Source organism: Acidobacteriota bacterium, assembly GCA_034211275.1.
In the GTDB taxonomy this organism is placed as follows: domain Bacteria; phylum Acidobacteriota; class Thermoanaerobaculia; order Multivoradales; family JAHZIX01; genus JAGQSE01.
On sequence record JAXHTF010000123.1, the window covers coordinates 1 to 20,043 of the forward strand.

Annotated in this window: 14 protein-coding genes; 12 read left to right on the forward strand and 2 right to left on the reverse strand. The window is 66.4% G+C overall.

What is annotated here, in order from left to right:
• The first annotated feature begins 457 nt into the window (after positions 1–457).
• The 5 genes from SX243_17205 to SX243_17225 are packed head-to-tail and all read left to right on the forward strand — an operon-like array spanning position 458 to position 7,307.
• A complete protein-coding gene (locus tag SX243_17205; protein MDY7094712.1) occupies positions 458–1,312 on the forward strand; it encodes a DUF6689 family protein in 855 nt (284 codons plus the stop codon).
• 8 nt (positions 1,313–1,320) lie between these two features.
• Positions 1,321–2,325, forward strand: a complete 1,005-nt coding sequence (locus SX243_17210) for an FHA domain-containing protein (protein ID MDY7094713.1) — start codon at positions 1,321–1,323, stop codon at positions 2,323–2,325.
• Entirely contained in the window at positions 2,322–5,873 is a 3,552-nt protein-coding gene (locus SX243_17215) for a protein kinase (GenBank protein MDY7094714.1), read from the forward strand. The genes SX243_17210 and SX243_17215 overlap by 4 nt, the downstream gene beginning before the upstream one ends.
• Positions 5,863–6,669: a sensor histidine kinase gene (locus SX243_17220; GenBank protein ID MDY7094715.1), complete on the forward strand. Its 807-nt coding sequence runs from the start codon at positions 5,863–5,865 to the stop codon at positions 6,667–6,669. Before SX243_17215 ends, SX243_17220 begins: the two co-directional genes overlap by 11 nt.
• Positions 6,666–7,307, forward strand: coding sequence for a response regulator transcription factor (locus SX243_17225; GenBank protein ID MDY7094716.1), 642 nt, complete (start codon positions 6,666–6,668; stop codon positions 7,305–7,307). The genes SX243_17220 and SX243_17225 overlap by 4 nt, the downstream gene beginning before the upstream one ends.
• Before the next feature lie 128 nt (positions 7,308–7,435).
• On the opposite strand, the gene SX243_17230 is transcribed toward SX243_17225, so the two are convergent.
• Positions 7,436–10,624, reverse strand: a complete 3,189-nt coding sequence (locus SX243_17230; GenBank protein ID MDY7094717.1) for a M36 family metallopeptidase — start codon at positions 10,622–10,624, stop codon at positions 7,436–7,438.
• A gap of 245 nt (positions 10,625–10,869) precedes the next feature.
• Positions 10,870–11,451: a thioredoxin family protein gene (locus SX243_17235; protein MDY7094718.1), complete on the reverse strand. Its 582-nt coding sequence runs from the start codon at positions 11,449–11,451 to the stop codon at positions 10,870–10,872.
• A gap of 893 nt (positions 11,452–12,344) precedes the next feature.
• Here SX243_17235 and SX243_17240 point away from each other — a divergent pair.
• The 7 genes from SX243_17240 to SX243_17270 form a co-directional block, all read left to right on the forward strand.
• On the forward strand, positions 12,345–12,998 hold the full coding sequence (locus tag SX243_17240; GenBank protein ID MDY7094719.1) for a TetR/AcrR family transcriptional regulator: 654 nt from the start codon (positions 12,345–12,347) through the stop codon (positions 12,996–12,998).
• Between the two features lie 139 nt (positions 12,999–13,137).
• Entirely contained in the window at positions 13,138–15,444 is a 2,307-nt protein-coding gene (locus SX243_17245; protein ID MDY7094720.1) for a TonB-dependent receptor, read from the forward strand.
• Positions 15,445–15,463: 19 nt separating this feature from the next.
• Positions 15,464–16,246, forward strand: coding sequence for an SDR family oxidoreductase (locus tag SX243_17250; GenBank protein ID MDY7094721.1), 783 nt, complete (start codon positions 15,464–15,466; stop codon positions 16,244–16,246).
• 13 nt (positions 16,247–16,259) lie between these two features.
• A complete protein-coding gene (locus SX243_17255) occupies positions 16,260–17,288 on the forward strand; it encodes a ketoacyl-ACP synthase III (protein MDY7094722.1) in 1,029 nt (342 codons plus the stop codon).
• Positions 17,285–18,322: an alpha/beta hydrolase gene (locus tag SX243_17260; GenBank protein MDY7094723.1), complete on the forward strand. Its 1,038-nt coding sequence runs from the start codon at positions 17,285–17,287 to the stop codon at positions 18,320–18,322. The genes SX243_17255 and SX243_17260 overlap by 4 nt, the downstream gene beginning before the upstream one ends.
• 73 nt (positions 18,323–18,395) lie before the next feature.
• Positions 18,396–19,424 carry a lipase gene (locus SX243_17265; GenBank protein ID MDY7094724.1) on the forward strand — a complete coding sequence of 343 codons (1,029 nt, stop codon included), beginning with the start codon at positions 18,396–18,398 and terminating at the stop codon, positions 19,422–19,424.
• Positions 19,425–19,443: 19 nt separating this feature from the next.
• On the forward strand, positions 19,444–20,043 hold a 600-nt coding region (locus SX243_17270; GenBank protein ID MDY7094725.1), incomplete at its 3' end, for an AMP-binding protein.

Below are 20,043 nucleotides of genomic sequence, written 5' to 3' on the forward strand. Positions count from 1 at the left end.
TGACCCCGTCCCGGCGGCACCTCCCCTGGGAAGCCGCCGGCCCACCGTCCTTTGAACGCGAGATCCCGAGGCCGAGTCCTCGGGATCTCGTCGTTGGGGGCTCTGCCCCACCGGAAAAGGTAAGAGGACGAGACAAAAAGACCCCGCCGGCCTGAGGTAACCGGCGGGGCAGGAAGGACATAGGTGTCCTTGAAGGCATTAGCGTGTGTGGAGAGACATTAGAGCGAGCGGGCCTAGTTGCCGGGGGTCCCGTCGGCTAGCTCTGCCTCAAAGTCTTTCCGAGACTAGGATTACCCGGAGAGGTCGGATAAAAAATAGGGAGAAATCCTCAGTCGAGACGAGTTTTTTTACTCAGAGGGCAGGTTTTGTTATTAGGTATGAAGCTTTAGCGCAATATCTTCTCGAAGCTCTGCTATACTCGCTCTCCCATAAGACCAACCGAGCCGGGAGGTAAATCATGGCCAACAGCGCAAGGTCGGTCCTCTTCGCTATCGTTCTCGCCACTCTTGCTTTTGGAGCGAGCACCGCTTCGGGGCAGGGGATTCAAAACCTACAAATCAACGGCCAGGAAGTGACCGCGGACATCGTGCTGCCGGGGCTTTCCGCGGAGTTGCATATCGTCTTCGAGAACGCCACGGGCTTGACCCCTGCCAATTTGGGGCTTTCCGCTCAGCTGGTGAACCCTCTCGATCTGGGGCTCTTGGCGCGCCTTCCCACCATCACCGGACTGCTCCCCAGCAGTAACTTCCCGGTGCTTCTGACCCTCGATCCACCTCCTGCCAGCACCCTGTCAATGAACGGGGTGGTGACGGTGGAGATCTACACCACCGACCTGCTCTACCTGGCAGGCACCCTTCTGCGCCTCTACGCTGCTACACCCAGCGGAAGCTTCGAGGATGTCACCGCCTGGATGAGCTCGGGGAGCTTCCGCGTCGGCGCGGTCCATCCGGAGTTCGCCCGCGAGCATTTGATCGTGCTCGATCCCCGGCCGGTGGAGGCTGTGGTCAACCAGCAGCTCACCGCCTTGGAGTCGACTTTGGCGGCGCAGGTGCAGACCATCAACCCTACCCTCTGGGGCGAGCTGGACACTCTGCTGGAAGGCGTGCACGATGAGGTTTTGGCGGATGATCCGGAGGCGGCGTTGGAGTTGCTGGACGACTTCTCCGAGGAGGTGGTGACTCACAGCGGTCAGGACATCCCGGACCAATGGGTTGCCGGTGGCAGCCTGACCAACGTTGCCGGTGAGCTGCGGGCCAACGCTGCTCGGCTCGCCTTCAGCTTGCAGCGGCAGGCGGACGGCGGACTTTTCTGAGAAAACCAATGCCGGTTCGCCTCGTGGTGCATTTTCCGGAGCGGCCTCCGGCTTCCTTTGCCCTCGACGAGGAGCTCTCCCGCGTCGTGGTAGGGCGGGATCCAAGCTGCGAGGTCGTGCTCGAGGACCATCGAGTCTCTCGCCGCCATGCCCGCCTGCAGCGGGGAGACACCGGCTGGTCCGTGGAGGATTTGGGGAGCAAGAACGGAACCCTCCTGGAGGGCCTTCCGGCGTCCGGGGGCGGTGTCGATTCCGGCAGCTGGATCAGCTTCGGAGGCCTGCTGGCCCAATTCGAGGTGATCTCGCCGGAACAGGTGGAGGCCGACGCCCGGCGCACCTTCGACCGCTGGCAGACCTCGCTGAGCCTGCAGACGCGCTTCGATCCCGGCGCCGGTTTGGAATCTCTGCTGGAGCAGGTGCTGCGCTCGGTGTTGGAAGTGTCGATGGCGGAGCGGGGCTTTGTTCTGCTCACCCTGCCGGAGGGCGGCCTGGACCTGGCGGCCTCGGTCGGGGTAGCGGCGGACGAGCTTCTCGGACCGACCTTCGACGGTAGTGCCGGCGCCGTGCAACGGACCCTCGACACCGGCCGGCCGACGGCGCTGGGAGACGTCAGTCTCGACACCTTCCTCGGCGGGCGGGCCAGCGTGGTGGAGAGCGAGGTGCGGGCGCTGGTCTGCCTTCCGCTCAAGGTGTTGGATCGGCTGGTCGGGGTGGTTTACGCCGACAGCCGGGAGCTGGGGCAGAGCTTTTCCGATCTCGATCTGGAGATCCTCACCGCTCTAGCGTCCCACGCCGGGCTGGCGGTGGCGGTGGCGCAGATCCACCGCGAGGTGGCCGGAGTTCGGCAGGTGATGCCGCCGGGAGAGACCCTGGCAGGGCTGCCGGCGGTCTGGGAGCGCTCAGTGCCGCAATATCGCTCGTCTCCCGCCTCCGATTGGCGCTCCTCTCTTCCCACCCCCGAAGCCGCAGGCCTCGAGAGTGCGAGCCTCGACGACACTGGAGCCAGAGGATGAGCCAAGATCCCAAGGATCCTCATCCGCCGCCCCCCGCCTCGGACGCCACTCTCACCAGCGCTGACCCGACACTGCTGGCGCCCCACTCTCTTTTCGCCGGCCGCTACCGCATCGTCGGGTTGTTGGGCGTGGGCGGCATGGGAATGGTTTACCGGGCGCTGGACGAGCGCCTGGATATCCCCGTAGCTCTCAAGCTGCTGCGGCCGGACCGCGCCGGTAACGAGAAGCTCCGCGCCCGCTTCCGTCAGGAGCTGATCCTGGCGCGCCAGGTCTCCCATCGCAATGTGGTGCGCATCCACGACCTGGGAGAGGTCGGGGAGATTTACTTCCTGACCATGGACTTCGTCGAGGGGCAATCCCTGAAGGAGATTCTGGAGTCCAGCGGAAGGTTGGATCCGGCGGAGGCGGTGGACATCGGTCGTCAGCTCGCCCGCGGGTTGAACGCCGCCCATCGGGAAGGGGTGGTGCATCGGGATCTCAAGCCCGGCAACATCCTGGTCTCTCCCGCCGGGCGTGCCTACATCACCGACTTCGGCATCGCCAGCTCCGCCAGCGCCGCCGGTCTCACCGTCACCGGCAGCATCATCGGGACTCCGGACTATCTCTCCCCGGAGCAAGCCCGGGGTGAGAAGGCGGATCATCGGGCGGATCTCTATGCCTTGGGCTTGATTCTCTACGAAATGCTCACCGGCGATTTGCCCTTTGCCGGGGGCTCGCTGACGGAGGTGCTGGCCCAGCGCATTTCGGGCCGGCCCGAGAATCTGTTGGACGCGAGGAGGGACATACCGCCGGAGTTGGCGGCGGTGGTCCAGCGGTGTCTGGAGAACGATCCGGACCGGCGCTACCAATCCGCCGAGGAGATCGGGCGAGATCTCTCCACCGGCCAGGCGCCGGAGCCTCTGCCGGCTCCATCGGCCGGCTCCTCGAAGGCCGGCTCTTCGAACGCCGACTCTTCGAGGGAAGAGGCTCGCCCGGCGGTGGTCCGATCCTTGCCGAGAGCTGCGGAACCCTCTCGCGTCGGGGCGGCAAGATCCTCCCGGCTCTGGGCTCTGTTGGTGGTGTTGGCGTTGGCCTTGGTAGGCAGCTGGGCCACCTGGCAATGGGCAAATCCTTCCGGAGCGCCGGTGCCTGTCCACTCGGTGGCGGTGCTGCCCCTGGCGGACGAAACCGGTCGTCAGGATTTGGCTTGGGTGTCCAACGGGCTGCCGGAGCTGGTGGCGGGGGAACTGTCGGAGAGCGCCGATCTGCGGGTGGTGGACGGAATGCGGGTCTTCCGCATTCTCGAGGATTTGAAGATCTCTCCGGGACTGATCCCGAAGTCCGAACAGCAGCTCCTGGGGGAGGTGCTGGACATCAATCGCTTGGTTCTGGGACAGGTGCGCAGCGTCGGCCAAGGGCTGCGGGTGGATGCGCGGCTGGTGTCCTTGGACCAAGAGGGGCTGCCGACCCAATCGTTCGTTGCCGAGGTGGCAGCGGGAGAGCAGGTGCCGCGGCTGGTGCAGTTGCTCAGCGTCGAGCTGCGGCGCCGGCTGGGGGTCGAAGGGAGGGATGAAGGTGCTGCACAACCCGTGACCGCTGCCGCTGCCAGCGCCTACGACGAGGGGTTGGGAGCCCTCCAGCGGGGAGATCCGGTGACCGCCGCCGCCGCTTTGGAGCGGGCCGTGGAGGAGGATCCGGAGTTTGCCCTGGCCTGGATGCGCCTGGCGGATGTCTACGGGACCTTGGGCTATGCCCAGCGCGGCCAGCATGCAGCGACGGCGGCGGTGCAGGCCGCGGTGAGGAGCGACGGGCGGCTGGCCCTGCGGGCGCGGGCACAGCGGGCTTCGCTGGAAGGCGATCCGGAGGCGGCCCAGGGTTTTCTCCAGGAGCTGAACCGACGCTATCCCTTCGACACCGAGAGTCGTTTGCAGCTGGCGGAAATCTACGGGGCCGCCGGGAGCTATGACGAAGCCTCCGAGGTGTTGCAGGAGATCACCCGGCGGGATCCCCAGAATCCTGAGGCTTGGTTTCTCCTCGGCAAATTCTCCATCCTCGGCGGCGATAGCCGGCGGGCGGTGGATGACTTCCTGACCCGGGCGTTGGTGATCCACAATCGATTGGACAACCTTCAGGGCCAGGGGGATGTGCTCAACGCCTTCGGGGTGGCGTATCAAAAGCTCGGAGCCTTCGGCGACGCTGAGGAACGGTATCGGCAAGCGGCCCAGATCCGCCAGCGGAGCGGCGATGTCCGCGGCCATTCGGCGTCGTTGTTCAACCTCGCCATGATCCACTCTCACCAGGGAGAGCTGGAGGCAGCAGAGCAGGATCTGCAGACAGTGCTGCGTCTGCGGGAGGAGATCGGGGACCGACGGGGTATCGCCAGCGCCTACAATCATCTGGGGCATCTCTTGGAGCGCCGGGGCCTCTATCGGGAGGCTCGAGACTACTTTCTCCAGGGGCTCGAGGGGCGGTGGGAGCTGGGCGATCAGCGAGCCATCGCGGAGAGTCTCAACAACGTGGCGTTCGTGGAATTCATGCTCGGGGAGTACGACAGCGCTGCGGGCCGTTGGAGCAGCGCCTTGGAAAGCTACCGCGAGAGCGGCAATGCCGAGGGAGAGGTGTTGGTGGGGCAGAGCCGGGCTCACCTGCAATTGGCCCAGGGGCATTGGGAACCGGCGCTCAAATCCCTCCTGCAAGGTTTGGAGTTCGCCCGCGAGAATGGTCTTCGGGACATGGAAGCGGCAGCACAAGGCCTGCTGGGCCGGGCGGCCCACTACCAAGGACGCTATGGCGCAGCCCTCGACTACTACCGGGAGGCTCTGGACACACTGGCCCAGCTGGAAGCGCCGGCAGGCTTGGTGGAGGTCAACCTCGACCGGTCGGAGCTTCTCCTCGCTCTGGGCCTCGCGGACAGGGCCGAAGAGGGTCTGGAACGAGCCCGTACCTGGTTGGAGCTGCAGAACAACCGAGAGCAGCGGGCTCGCCTTCTCTGCTTGGAAGGTCGCTTGCAGCTGCAGCGGGGAAATGCCTCCCAGGCAGCGCAGCGTTTCTCCCTGGCGCTGGAATCGGCGATGGCCAGCGGTGGTTTGGCGGCGGAGCTTTGGTCGCGCCTGGGATTGGGAGAGGCGACGGCGGGGAAAGATCTCCGGGCCGCGCTGAAGCAGGTGGAAGCGGTCACCGAGGAAAGCGGTCGCCTGGAGCATGCGCGGCTCCAGATGGTCGGTGGGCTGGCCCTGGCGGAGCTGCGGCGCAGCTCTGGAGATTTGGGCGGCGCCGAGGTGGTGGCCAGCACCGCTGCCGATCGGGCGCGGCAGTCGGCACCCTTGGCCGGCACCTATCGGCTTCACAGTCTGCTGGCGGAGGTCCTGGAGGCAAGGGGGCGGACCCGTGCGGCGGGAGAGGCGCTGAGCTTGGCCCAGGCGGAGATCATGCGGGTGCGGGAGAGTCTCGAGGGACGGGAAAGAGCGGCCTTCGACGGTCTCCCGGAGGTGCGGAGCATTGACCGAGAGCTCATGGTCGAAGAAGCCCAGCCAATGGAAGACAACAAGTCGGTCGGTTTTGCCGGCTGAGGCTCCAGCGGGTACGGACCTGAAGGAGCTGGCGGACCGGATTCACCGGCTGAATCAGGACAACGTCGAGCTCTTCCGCCAGCTGGTGGAGGGAGAGCAGCGCTTCCGGGGCCTCGCCAAGGCCGTGTGGCGGGTGCAGGAGGAGGAGCGCCGGCGCTTGGCCCGGGAACTCCACGACAGCCTCGGCCAGACGCTGACGGCGCTGAAGATCCAGCTGCAGCGCCTCTCCGCCCGGGCGGAAGACTCGGATCCGCAGCTGGCCCGGGAGCTCGCCGGCACCGGCGACGTGGTGCACGAAGCTCTCGCCGAGGCCCGCCGGCTGTCCCATCTGCTGCGTCCCCGAGTGCTCGACGATCTCGGCCTGGTGCCGGCGTTGCGCTGGCTCGGCCGCACTCTGGGAGAGGGCACCGGCTTCCGGGTACAGCTGGCCCTCGATGATCTGGATGATGGGCGCCTGCCGCCGGAGCTGGAGACGCTGGTCTTCCGAGTGTCTCAGGAGGCGGTGACCAACGCTCTCAAGCACTCCGGCGCCGACGCCTGCGAGCTGCGCCTGGAACGTCGCGGCGGTGGGCTGCGGCTGACGGTGACGGACGACGGCCGGGGTTTCGACCCGGCGGCGGTGGCGCGGGGGGATGGCGGCCACGGCCTGGCGGGGATCCGGGACCGGGTGGAGATCTTTGGTGGCAAGCTGCAGATCCGCTCGCAGCCCGGCGAGGGGGCGACCATGGAGATCTGGCTTCCGCTGGGATCCGGGGCTGCTTCATCCGTGGATAAGCCCCCGAAGGAGAGTCAGTGAAGATTCGGGTTCTGGTGGCCGACGACCACACCATCGTGCGCCAGGGATTGGTCAGCCTGCTCGACGAGGGCGGTGATTGCGAGGTGGTGGCTCAGGCCGGAGATGGAGTGGAAGCGGTGGAGCTGGCTCTTCGCCAGCGTCCGGACGTGGCGGTGCTGGATCTCAGCATGCCGCGGTTGGGAGGCCTGGAGGCAGCGCGGCGGATCCACGAAGAGCTACCCTCGACGCGCATCCTGGTGCTCACGGTGCACGAAGAAGAGGAATATGTGCTGCCGGTGGTGCGCGCCGGGGCCTCGGGGTATTTGGTCAAGGACAGTGCGGCCTCGGAGCTGCTGGCGGCGGTGCGGGCTCTGGCTGCCGGCGAGGGCTACTTTGGTCCTCAGGCGGCGCGGGTTCTGGCGGAGCAGTACCGCCATCCGGAGCGCACCCCGGAGGATCCCTACGGCTCCCTCACCCCTCGCGAGCGGGAGGTCTTCCATCTGGTGGTGGAGGGCAAAACCACCAAGGAGGTGGGCAAGGCCCTGGGCATCAGCACCAAGACCGCCGAGAACCACCGCACTCGTCTGATGGACAAGCTGGGCGTGCACAACACCGTGGAGCTGGTGCGCTACGCTGCTCGCAAGGGGCTGTTGGGGTAAGGCCACCGGGCTGTGTTCCAGGTCGAATCGAAAACGCAGGACCGGCGGGCGGCACCGAAGCACCGCCCGCCGGTGGTTTGAGGCTTCCTGGGAGTCGGAAGCCTGCAATCAGGATAGCGCCGGAGGCCTCAATCGGGCGTCGACGGATCGGTGCCGAAGACCTGTAGCTCGGCGGCGCGCACCACGTCGGCGTTGGACGACGCGGTGGAGCAATCCGTGGCGTTGAGCGGGTCCGCGTCCTGCTCTCCCTGGTAGGCCGGCGTGCCGGTGCATTGGCTGTGGAGCACCCGCAGCTGCACGTGGGTAGCGTCGGTATCTGGCACATCGAATTCGCGCAGGATCATGTCCGGCGCCAGCGGTCGCGGCACCCCCGCCGGGAAGGCGTCCGCGGGGCTGGTGAAAATCGTGCTGAAACCCGTCGGCAGCAGGCCGGAACACGTGGGGTTGAGCAGGCTGGCGCCGGTCACGCAGGTGCGGATCTCGAATTGGCGCAGGGCGGTGAAGCGATTTTGCGCCGCCGAGTCCGCATTCTCTGCATCTTCCGGTCGCAGCAGGGCACTGACGTTGACCCGGGTGATGCGCTGGACGCCGCCGCTGAGATCGACGGTGACCTGGTCTCCCGCCGCGGGGGCGATGAGGTCGGCCCAGTTGGTGGCCTCGGTGTCGTCGATGAGAGCGTCGAGATTCACCCCGCTGCCGGCGGCGGTGGCTCCGTTGTGGGTCGAGGCCAGGTTCTTGGGCATCCCCACGGTGAGGGTCGAGCTGCTGGCGCTCAGAGCCTGGTAGGGGAAGCGCACGTGGCCGTAGCCGTCGGCGCGCACCAGGAAGTCTTGGGTGAGGCCGGGTAGCAGGCTGACGGTGGCGCCCAGCACCGTGCCGGCGACGGTGTCGGCGACGGGGACGGAGCGGGCCTCGTAGTGGCCGATGAAGACCTCCGCTTCCACCGGCGCGCCGGTGTCCGTGTCGACGATGTTGAAGAGTAGATTCGCCTCCGCTTCCAGCGGCGACTCAAAGCTCGGCGCCGGATCGCTGTCGTCGGCGCCCTGGCTGGAGGCGTTCTCCCCCATGCCGCGGTGGGCGAAGGTGCGCCACAGCTCCAGCTGGTTGGCGCCGCCGAAGCGCATCATGTCCGCCGCCAGATAGGCGTCCCGGGCGTCGAGCATGCTGACGCTGGCGGGCATCAGGAGCCAGGCGTCGAAAACGATCTGCGCCCAGCGGCGATTGCCCGGGCAGAGGTCCGCGGGCAGCTCACCGTCGGCGCAGCGGGCCTGCAGCACGGCATCGGCGGCCGGGAATTGAGCGTCGTATTTGTCCACCAGCGCCGCCCGCAGGTCGAAGTTGGTAGTGCTCCAAATCTCGCCGTCGGCGTGCACCTGGGCGCCGCTGGTGTCGTAGCCGACGTTGCTGTAGTTCAATGGGTTGCGCTGGGTCAGGGGGGCGGTGTGGGCGCCCACCGCCGGCGGGGTGAGGTTGCGCGACATGTTGTAGTTGCGAATCCCCTTCTCGCCGCTGCCGGTGGCGTAGGTGCCCACGGCGTAGGGGCTCTCGCCGGCGGTGGGCACCAGGCCGTACTCGTTGAGGTACTCCATGGCCACCAGATCCGACCAGCTCTCACCCATGGCGCCGGCCTGGGCGCCGGTGAGGTTGTCGTCCGGGCCGCCCGCCATGCGGTTGGAGATCGCGTGGGTGTATTCGTGGCCGATCACTCCCATGTCGAAGTCGCCGTCGACGCAAGGGGCATAGAAGGCGCCGGCGATGGGCTGCCAGAGGTACATATTGGTGATGCCCGGGATGCCGTCATTGAGGGTGACCTGGTTGGCGTTGTCGCGCCCCAGGAAGGTGGGGAATCCGCCGGTGACCGCTCCCGCCTGGACATTGCCGATCTCCGGATCGGTCTCCTGGTTGGGAGGCGTCAGACCGAAGTTGCTGACCTGCAGGTTGTAGTTGGCCTCGGTGAAGCCGAGGAAATACGACCAATCGTGCATCCGGTTGTGCATGGCGAAGAGGTTGACCGTGGCGGCGTCCAGATCGTTGGCGTTGGTGACGCCGGGAGGGGTGAAGGACAGCGGCGAGCAGCCGCTCTCCTGCCAGGTGTTGAGCCATGGGAAGTCATAGTTGCGGTCGAGACTCACCGGGCGATACCCCTCCGCCGGCGTCAGCGGGCTGAGCCACGCGGACGCCGACGAAGCGGCATTGCCCAATGTGGTGAAGGTAGGAGCTCCGGCAAGGGGTAAGTGGTCCCAAGGAGCGCGGGCCGCCGAGTTTTCCAGCTCCAGGTCGCAGCCGGAGATGGGCTGGCCGTTGGAATCCGTCAGAGTCCAGCAGGCCAGCGAGCGGGTGTCGTTGGTGGAGAGATCGAGAGGGGGGTTGGCCGGGAAGAGGTTCCAGCGCGGCACCGGGAGAAGCTGGGCGGCCTGCACCGCGGTGGGAGCCTGCAGGCGCTGAACCCGATTGTGGCGGGCCAGCAGCTCACCGGTTTGGGCGTCGACGAAGATCGTATAGGCCTGGGCGTGACCGCCCAGAACGTCGAGTACCAAGGTTTCGAACGCCGGTAAGACGCCGCCGATGGGAGTCGGGAATGCCCGCAGACGGGAGCGCTGGGGCTGCAGCAGGCCGAGGACGTCGAAGACCGTCCAATCCCCTTCCTGGCGGAGGCCGGAAAGATCGAGGGCGGAGAGCGGCAAGCCGATGCTGGATGCGGCCAGCAGCCAGGCCTCGGTGGCGGAAAGCACCGGAGCCCCTGGCGGGGCCTGGTCGCCGACGGCGGAGGAGGAGGCGTAGACGATGTCTCCATCGGTGACGCCGACGGTGATCAAGCCGCCGCTGGCGGCAATGAGGCCGCCAAAGCTCTGACGGAAGAGCACCGCGGCGGTCTCCGGGCCGCCCATGGGCGAGACGTTGACCAGCTCCAGCGCGTCGACTCCTTGGGCGCTGAGGTGGAATAGCGACGAGTTGTCTCGCAACCAGGCGCGGGCGGCGGTGGCGGGGTCGGAGCCGTAGCCGCTGGCGAGGAAAGAGCCATAGTTGATCAGGGATTGGGGCGTGCCGAAGCGATTCCAGGTCGCGGCGGCACCCAGCTGGTCCACCAGAGCGAGCTGTTGAGGGGTGGGAGCCAGCACGTCGGTGCGGGAGTCGAAGTCCGCCAGCGGCCGATGAATGTCCAGGATGTCGGCGATGCCCCAGGCGGGAGCCGCTGTGAGAAAACAGGCCAGCGCCAGCGCGCCGAGCCAAGGAAGGTGCAGGCGGTGAGGGCGGAGGCGGCGCAGAAGATGGGTTGGAGACGGCCCGCCGGGACGAGAACCAGAAGAATAAGACATGCGGAGTTCCTCAGAGTCGTTTTCGAATTTCCCCGCCGGCGAAGCTGGTTCGGTGGGGTATTCAAGACCCTAAGGTCGTCGGGCGGTGGGCGGGAGAGGGAGAAGTCCTCAGCCGGCCTGGGGGATTTCCCTCAGGCGCGGCGAGGTCGGCAGGCTGGGTGTTGGAAGAGGATTGCTACGACAGGGTGAGAATCTCCGCCTCGTGGCTGGCGGAATCGTAGACGGCGCAGGTGGCCGAGATCTCCTCAGAGTCCGAAGTACTCGGGCTCGTTGCCTTCCCGCCATTTGATATTGCAGCCCATGCTGGGCTTCTGGGGCTCCGGCACGGGATTGCCGGCGAGCACTGCGTCGACGGCCCTGCGCAGGTCGGCGCCGGTGACCGGCAGCTCGTTGCCCGGGCGGCTGTCGTCGAATTGGCCGCGGTAGACCAGCTTGCGGTCGCCGTCGAAGAGGAAGAAGTCCGGCGTGCAGGCGGCGCGGTAGGTCTTGGCGACGTCCTGGCTGGCGTCGAAGAGGTAGGGAAAGATGTAGCCCACCTTGCGCACTTCTTCTTTCATCTTCTCCGGGCTGTCGTCGGGATATTTGGCCGGATCGTTGGAGTTGATGCCCACCACCGCCAGGCCTTGGTCGCGGTAGTCCAGAGCAAACTTCGCCAGCCCGTCGCGGATCTTGACCACGAAGGGGCAGTGGTTGCACATGAAGACCACCAAAAGCGCCGGTGCCCCGGCGAAGGTGCTGAGGGAAACATCGTGTCCCTCGGTGTCGGTGAGATGGAAGTCTGGGGCATCTGTGCCCAGGGGCAGCATAGTCGAAGCAGTGGCCACCATATCTAGAAAGGCTCCTTTCAGTGGTTGGGGTAGCCGAGATCTCGAGCGAATTCGGCCTCGGCTGGTCTCAACCCTATCAGCCGATGCTGAAGAATCCAGTGGCTGTGGGGAAGTGGGTGGTACCCACTTGTTGGTCCTTTTGTTTTCAACGAGTTAGGCAGGTGGTGCCCAAGTGTTGATCGCTGGTTGGTCGCTTCACGCAGAACCAGGAGAACGTCCGCGCGGGGTGCTCGGGAGTCAGGCCCTGCGGTGGCCCGGGGGGCCATCCTCGGGTCCCGCTCCCTCGCCATACCGCCGGTGATGCGGGGTCGTGGGGGACCAGTTCGAAGGGAGTGGAATTGAGGATTGAGGTAGGTGGTACCCACTTGTTGGTCCCTCTGGTAGGTCCCCCCTGGGAGCGCCGGCTTCCAGCCGGCCGGCAGGTAGGTGGTACCCACTTGTTGATCCCTTTGGTCTCAACGAGTTCAGCAGGTGGTACCCAAGTGTTGGTCTCCAGCAGTCGCCTCCAGAAGCGGCACCACTCCCGGTGGAGTCCTCCCCTTGATCTCAGCTCTCACAACCGGTCTGAGTGGGCTGCGGGATTCGAGGATGGGCGTCTTCGCCCACCGCAGAACCCGACTGCCCACGCCCCTGGGGGACCGGTCCCTGCTGAGCCGAGAGGTCTGCCAGCTATGCCGAAGCGCGGCAATGGGGGCTTTGTTCGGGACCGCTGGCTCGTTGGTCTGAGGGGTGAGATTCCTTTTCTCATCAAGGTTTAGGTGCTTTCAACGGGGTTCTCAAGGAGCGGTTGACATTTCCTCGAAGGAGCTTGACGCAACGCGACTTGACACTCCATGAACGCGTGTCCACAATACCGAACGAGCGCTCGGTTTGTTTTCTTCAAAGGAGTTGGAATGGTTGCCCGCCGCAAACAGGATCGGTCTCGGGTGTCGCTGGAGCAGGCCTTGGAGGCCGCGCTGGAGCTCTTCTCCAGCCAGGGCTTCGGGGCCACCTCCATGCGTCAGATCGCCGAGCGGTCGGGGTTGTCCATGGGCAACCTCTACCACCACTTCGCCAACAAAGAGGCCATCTTCAAACAGCTCTTGGACCGCTACTGGGAGCGCTTGCAGGATCCCGAGCATCCGCTGCAGCAACTCTTCGCCCGGGCGGACTTCCCCGACGACTTGGAGGATATGGCGGCAGCCATCGAGCAGGTGGTGCGGGAGAACCGGCCGTACATCCTGCTCATCTACGTCGACGTGGTGGAGTTCCGCGGCGCGCACATCGGCTCCTTCTACGAAGGCATGGCGGAGCGCTTTCGGGAGGTTTACGGCACCAAGCTGGAGGCGCGCAAGGCGGCGGGGGAGCTGGGGGAGATCGATCCTCTGGTGGGGGTGATCCTGGCGGTGCGCTGGTTCTTCTACTTCTTCACCATCGAACAGTGCTTCGGCGCGCCCATGCACTTTGGCATGAATCCGCAACAGGCGACGGAGGAATTCATCCGCCTGCTGCGCTACGGACTGCTGCCGCGGGGGCCGTCGGGGAACCGCCCTCCGGAGAGCTCCTGAACCGACCCCCCTGGATGAGAAACGCTTTTAGGAAACGTTGACGGCAAACCCAATTTGGACCCGCCAGTGCGAGAGGCGAGTCCGAGAAGACACTTGGTCCGGACCTTCGATCCGGAAACACAGCCTGGAGGAATCCACCATGCTTCGAAATCGACTCAGCATCTGTCTCATGATCCTGTTCGGGCTCCTGCTCAGCCCGGCGCTGGTGGCCATGGCGCAACAAGACGCCGCCGAGGAGCAGGCCGCCGAAGAACCCAGCAACGAAGAAGAGGCGGCGGAAGAGGAAGAGGCGGGAGCGGTCACCGGCCAGCCCATCTCCGAGGAGATCACCGTCACCGCCCGTAAGCGCGAGGAGAACATCCAGGACGTGCCGGTGGCGGTGACCGTGCTGCCCGCCGAGACTCTCGAGGATAGCGGGGTGGAGGATATTTCGGAGATCCAATCCCAGGTACCCAACCTCTCCATCTACTCCGGGCGCAACCAGAGCACCACCCTCACCGCCTTCCTCCGCGGCATCGGTCAGGCCGATCCCCTGTGGGGCGTCGATCCCGGTGTCGGCCTGTACCTCGATGACGTCTACATCGCCCGTCCCCAGGGCGCGCTGCTGGACGTCTTCGACATCGGTCAGATCGAAGTGCTGCGTGGCCCCCAGGGCACCCTTTACGGCAAGAACACCATCGGCGGCGCGATCAAATACACCAGCCGGGCCCTCACCGACGACTTCCGCGGCAAGGTGGCGGTAACCGGCGGTAGCTACAACACCCAGGACATCAAGGCCAGCGTCTCCGGCGCCCTGGTCCCCGGCAAGCTGCGGGCGGGCATCGCCTTCGCTTCCCTGACCCACGACGGCTACGGCACCAACCTCTTCACCGGCCGCGACGTCTCCGACAAGGACACCTTCGCCGCCCGCCTGTCCCTGGACTGGCTGGTCAGCGACGATGTGACGGTCAAATTCCGCGCCGACCGCACCGAGGACGACGCTGAGCCCAAGGGCCTGACCCGGCTGGAGGCGAATCCCTTCTGCCCCCTCTTCCTGGGCGCCACCTGCCCGCCGCTGGACGACATCTTCGACACCCAGAGCGGCCTGGAGCCCCTCAACAGCACCGAGACCGAGGGCTACTCCCTGACCGTCGACTGGGCGATCAACGAGGATTGGCGCTTCAAGTCCATCACCGCCTATCGTGAGTCGGACACCGAGAACAACATCGACTTCGACACCACCCCGGCGCCCATCACCGACGTCGAGGCCACCTACTACGATGAGCAGACCTCGCAGGAATTCCAATTCATCTACGACAGTGGCGGCCGCTTCGACGGTGTCTTCGGCCTCTACTACTTCGACGGCAGCGCCGGCGGTCTGGTGCGCAACAACTTCCTCAACAGCCTCTTTGGCACCACCGACGGTTTCACCGACACCGAGTCCTTCGCCCTCTTCGGCGACGGTACCTACGCCCTGTCGGATCGCCTCAACCTCAACTTCGGCGTGCGGCTGACGGAGGAGGAGAAGCGGGGCGTGGCCTTCAACGCCGGCTACACCGACGCCACCTTCACCGTCATCAACGCCGTCACCGCCGACTACGACCAGTCCGAGACCTTTACCTCGGTGGCGCCGAAACTGGGGCTGGACTACTCCTTCACCGACGACGTGCTGGGCTATGTCACCCTGTCCCGCGGCTTCAAGAGCGGCGGCTTCAACGTTCGCGCCCAGGCCACCGCCTTCCCCGAGTCCGCCGAGCCCTTCGACGACGAGGTGCTCACCGTCGGCGAGGTGGGCCTCAAGTCGGTGCTGGCGGACCGCAGCCTGGTGCTCAACATCGCGGCCTTCTACGGTGATTACGAGGACATCCAGGTGAGTACCTTCACCTCCTACGACTCCGACGGCGACGGCACCGACGACGCCTTCTTCGGCAACTTCCTCAACGCCGGCAGCGCCACCATCTCGGGTGTGGAGGTGGAGTTCAACTGGATTTCGCCCACCGTCTCGTGGTTCGGTCTGTCCGGCAACGTCAGCTATCTCGATGCCTCGCCGGATGAGTTCCTGGACGAGAACGGGGACTTCTTCGTCGACACCCAGGTGATCAGCAACGCTCCGGAGTTCACCGGCGCGCTGAACCTCAACTTCGACTTCCCGGCCTTCGGCGGCCTGATCACCAGCAGCATCGGCTACGCCTACCGGGACGAAGCCATCCTCACCAACGAGGGCGGCCCGGACCCGACCAACCCGGCGGTGCCCCTGCTGCCCATCTCCCAGGATTCCTACGGCATCGTCAACGCCTGGATCTCCTGGCTCTCGGGCAGTGGCACCTGGCAGTTCACCATCAACGGCAAGAACCTCGGCGACGAGGAATACCTGACCAACGGCTACAACATTCCGGTGCTGGGCATCCTGCAGGGTTCCTACGGCGCGCCGGAGACCGTCACCGCCACCCTCGGGTATCGGTTCTAAGGCGCAGGGGAGAGCGAGCATGATCTCTACGGGATTGCAGGGAAAGGTCGTCCTGGTCACCGGGGCGGCCGCCGGTATCGGCCGGGCCACGGCGCTGCGCTTTGCGGCGGAAGGAGCCAAGGTGGCGGCCTGGGACGTCAACCGGGAGGCCGGAGACGATCTGCTGGCGGCCATCCAGGAAGCCGGCGGGGAAGGCCGCTACGCAGTGGTGGACGTCACCGACGGCGACGCCGTGGAAGCGGCGGTGGCGGCGGTGGTGGACGAGTGGGGCGGCATCGACGTGCTGGTCAACAACGCCGGCATCGTGCGCGACGCCCAGCTGGTCAAATGGAAGGACGGCGAGGTGGTCTCCACCATGAGCGATGCCGCCTTCGATGCGGTCATCGGCGTCAACCTGCGCGGGGTCTTCCTGTGCGGCCGGGCGGTGGTGCCCCACATGATCCGCGGCGGTGGGGGAGTGATCCTCAACGCGTCGTCGGTGGTGGGGCTCTACGGCAACTTCGGTCAGACCAACTACGCTGCCACCAAGGGCGGGGTGATCACCATGACCAAGGGCTGGGCGCGGGAGCTGGGCCGTTACGGCATCCGCTCCAACGCCGTGGCACCGGGCTTCATCGCCACCGAGATCCTGCAGAGCATGCCTCAGAAGGTGCTCGACGGGATGGTCGCCCACACGCCTTTGGGGCGCATGGGCAAACCCGAGGACATCGCCGAGGCCTACCTCTGGCTGGCCTCCGACGGGGCTTCCTTCGTCAGCGGCACGGTGCTGTCGGTGGACGGCGGCCTGGTACCCGGGACATGACGGGGGCTGGAGTATGAGTCGCTACGCTCAAATCATCTCCACCGGTAGCTACCTGCCGCCGGTGGAGGTGCCCAACGATGTGCTGCGGGAGCGCTTGGCCCGCGTCGACCCGGAGCTCGACGGTTTCGTCGACAAGATGGAGGCGCGCACCGGCATTCGTCGGCGGTGGTACGCCCCGGAGGATTGGGCCACTTCGGACCTGGCGCTGCCGGCGGCACAGCAAGCCCTGGAGCGCGCTGGCCGCCGGCCCGAGGACGTGGATCTGATCCTCCTCGGCACCGACTCGCCGGACTTCATCACCCCCGCCACCTCGACGGTGCTGCAGCACAAGCTGGGGGCGGTGAACGCCGGCAGCTTCGACATCGGCTGCGCCTGCGCGTCGTTCCCCACCGGTCTGGCGACGGGAGCCGGATGGATCGCTGCCAACCCGAGCATCCGGACCGTCTTGGTGCTCGGCGTCTACCTCATGCATCGCCTCGCCGACCCGGAGGATCCGATGATCTTCTTCTACGGCGACGGCGCCGGGGCGGCGGTGCTGGAGCCGGCGGAGGAGCCCGGCTTCGTCTGCGCCGCAGCCCAGGCGGATGGCTCCTATGCCCACAATTGGGGCATCTTCGCCGGCGGTACGGCGCAGCCCGCCACCGTCCAGGCGGTGGAGCTGGGCCAGACCCAGGTGCGCATGCTCGAACGCTATCCGCCGGAGGTCAATCACGAGGGCTGGCCGCGGCTGGTGCGCCGCCTGGCGAAGGACGGTGGTTTCGCCTTGGAGGACGTCGATCTCTTCATCTTCACCCAGGTGCGCAAGCCGTCGATCCAGACGGTGATGGACGATCTGGGGCTGCCGGTGGAGCGCGCCCACACCATCATGGAGGAGTGCGGCTACACCGGCTCCGCCTGCCTGGGTATGGCCTTCGACGACGCCGTCGGCCAGGGCAAAACCAAGCCCGGCGACCTGGTGGTCTTCGTCGGCTCCGGCGTCGGCTACAACCAGGCGGGGGCGGCGTTCCGGGTCGGGGCGGTCAACGGCGGGGAGGGGGGATGATGAGCAAGCTGAGTCTCTTCGCCGTGGCTGCCGTGGCGGTGGTGGTCTTGATCTCTTGGAGCTCGGCTCGGGGCGACCAGCCGCAGAAGAACGAGGCCCCTCGAGCCCCGGCCAAACCCGCCGCCGAGGCTGCCGAGCAGGCTCCGGCGCAACAACCTGGTCCCCTCGATCTCTTCGCCGCCTACAGCCGCGTCCAGCTGGCCAACGCCGGCTTCCAGCGCCGGGAGGCAGAGGAAGCTGGGGGGCGGCTGGTGTGGTGGGAGAAGGGTGAGGGAGCGCCCCTGGTGCTGATCCACGGGGTCACCGACCAGGCGGGGACCTGGTTCTCCGCCGCGCCGATGCTGGCCGAGGAGTATCGGGTGCTGCTGGTGGACCTCCCCGGTCACGGCGAGAGTGCTCCCGCCGCCGGCCCGCTGAAGATGACCACGGTGGTGGAGAGCTTCGAGGGCTGGTTGCAGGCCCACGGGGTGACGGAAGGGCAGCCGGCACCGATCCTGGTGGGCAACTCCATGGGGGCCTGGGTGGCGATGCTGGCGGCCTTGCACCATCCAGCGGCGGTGAGCCGGGTGGTGGCCATCAACGGCGGCCCGCTACGCGCCGACACCGGTGAGCTGAGCCTGTTACCCAAGGATCGCGAGGAGGCCCGCCGGCTGATGGCGGCGCTGCGGGGGCCGGACGCGCCCCCCACCCCCGACGCAGTGCTCGACGATCTGGTGCGCCGGGCCAAGACCGGCCAGGCGGCGCGCATGTTCCAGGCCGAGGCGGATCTCGACGGTCATTTGCTGGAAGGGCGGCTGGGGGAGATCTCGACGCCGGTGGACCTGCTCTGGGGTGAGGCGGACGAGTATCTTGGCCGGGACTATCCCCAGCGCCTGCTCGACGGCTTGCCCAACGCGCGGCTGACCTGGATCGAGCGCTGCGGCCACGTGCCCCAGGTGGAGTGCCCGGCGAAGTTCGCTGCGGCGCTGCCGGCGGTGCTGGCCCAGTCGGCGCCGGGTCCTGCCGAAAGCGGCGATGAAGATGAAGACCCTTGAATTTCGGCGAAAGCCGCTCTGCGCGAGGGGCGGATTTTTATTTCTTATCGTTCTGTGGGTATAGGAGGTTGCTATGAACCGAGGATTTGCGTTGATTCTTTGTGCACTCTTAGTCGTGCTGCTGCTGCCGGCGCCGGCTTCGGCGTTGAGCTACACCGGGGGCTCCAGCCAATTCGCCGGAGGGTTCTCTCCCACCAACGCCCCCTATGGAGGCTTCGGTGGCGGTAGCTGCGCCGCCAGTCGTACGCCGGTGGTCTTCCTCCACGGCAACGGCGACGAGGCGAAGAATTTCGACTATCCCACCTCCACCGGCGTCGCGTCGGTCTACGATGCTTTTCGCGCCTCCGGCTACAACGACTGCGAGCTCTTCGGCGTCAACTGGCTGTCCTCCAGCGAGCGCGGCCTGCCCCAATTCAACTACCACAAGCCCTCCAAGGCGGATCTCATCGCCGACTTCCTGTGGGACGTCATGGCCTACACCGGTTCGACTCAGGTGGACGTGGTGAGCCATTCCCTGGGGGTGACCATGGGGCTCTACGCCGTCGAGGACGACGGCATGTGGAGCCAGGTGCGGCGCTTCGTGGCCATCGCCGGGGGCATGCGCGGTCTGGTCTCCTGTTATTACGTGGGCTACGCCAACGCCTATTACCCCACCTGCGGCTCCCAGAACTACTACAACTCGGGGATCTTCGGCCTCTACCCTCACAGCTGGTCGACCTGGAATCCGCGCCTGGGCAACGGCGGTTTCCGTGACTATCCCTCGGGCAAGAGCACCTGGTTCTATGCCCTCGGCGCCGACGTTCACGACGAAGTGCTCTGCGGCACCGCCAGCTACGTCGCCGGCTGCGGCGACTCGGCGGTCTTCGACAGCCGCTCCAACGTCAAGGCGCAGCTCGACGTCGGTCACGGCACCACCGCCGCCGGCCTCGACTACGATCTCGCCGACTGGTCCTACTTCAACCTTTTGGGCGGCGATGCCGACGGCGTGGGGCATTACCGGGCGAAGAACAACACCGGCCGCATCCTGCTCAACATGCTGACCACCTCGTGCACCGGCACCGGATGCTGTTCCGGCTACGGGGCTCCCTGCGGCAATCACTGACCTTCGGAGGCTCGAGCAGATGCAGGCACCGACTCTACAAGCGGACATCCTCGGCGAACGCGCCCGGCTGACCCCGGACCGGCCGGCCCTGGTGGTGGTGGAGCCTGAGCTCCGCTTGACCTACGGCCAGCTGGACCGGCGGGCGGTGCGTTGCGCCCGGCTGTGGACCGAGGTCCTGGGCCTCGCCAAGGGCGACCGGGTGGGCATCCTGGCCCACAACCGGGTGGAGTATTTGGAGGCCTTCTTCGCCGCCGGCAAGACCGGCATCACCCTGGTCACTCTGGGGACCCGGCTGACGGCGGCGGAGCTCGAGCACGTGGTGCGGGACAGCGGCCTCAGGGCCCTGCTTTACGACGGCGAGCTGGGAGAGGTGGTGACGGGGTTGAAGGAGCGTCTCATCGCTGGGGGAGGCAGCGAGTTTGCCGACCTTCCTGCCGCCGCCCTTGAGCATTGGGTCGCCTTCGACCAGCCCCAAGAAGGAGAGCTGGCCTACTCCGACGCCGTCGCCGCTCTGGAGGAGGATCCCCACTGGCAGAGGACTTCCTGCGACGGCGAGGACGTCCTCTGCCTGCTCTACACCTCCGGCACCACCGGCCGCCCCAAGGGGGTGAAGATTCCC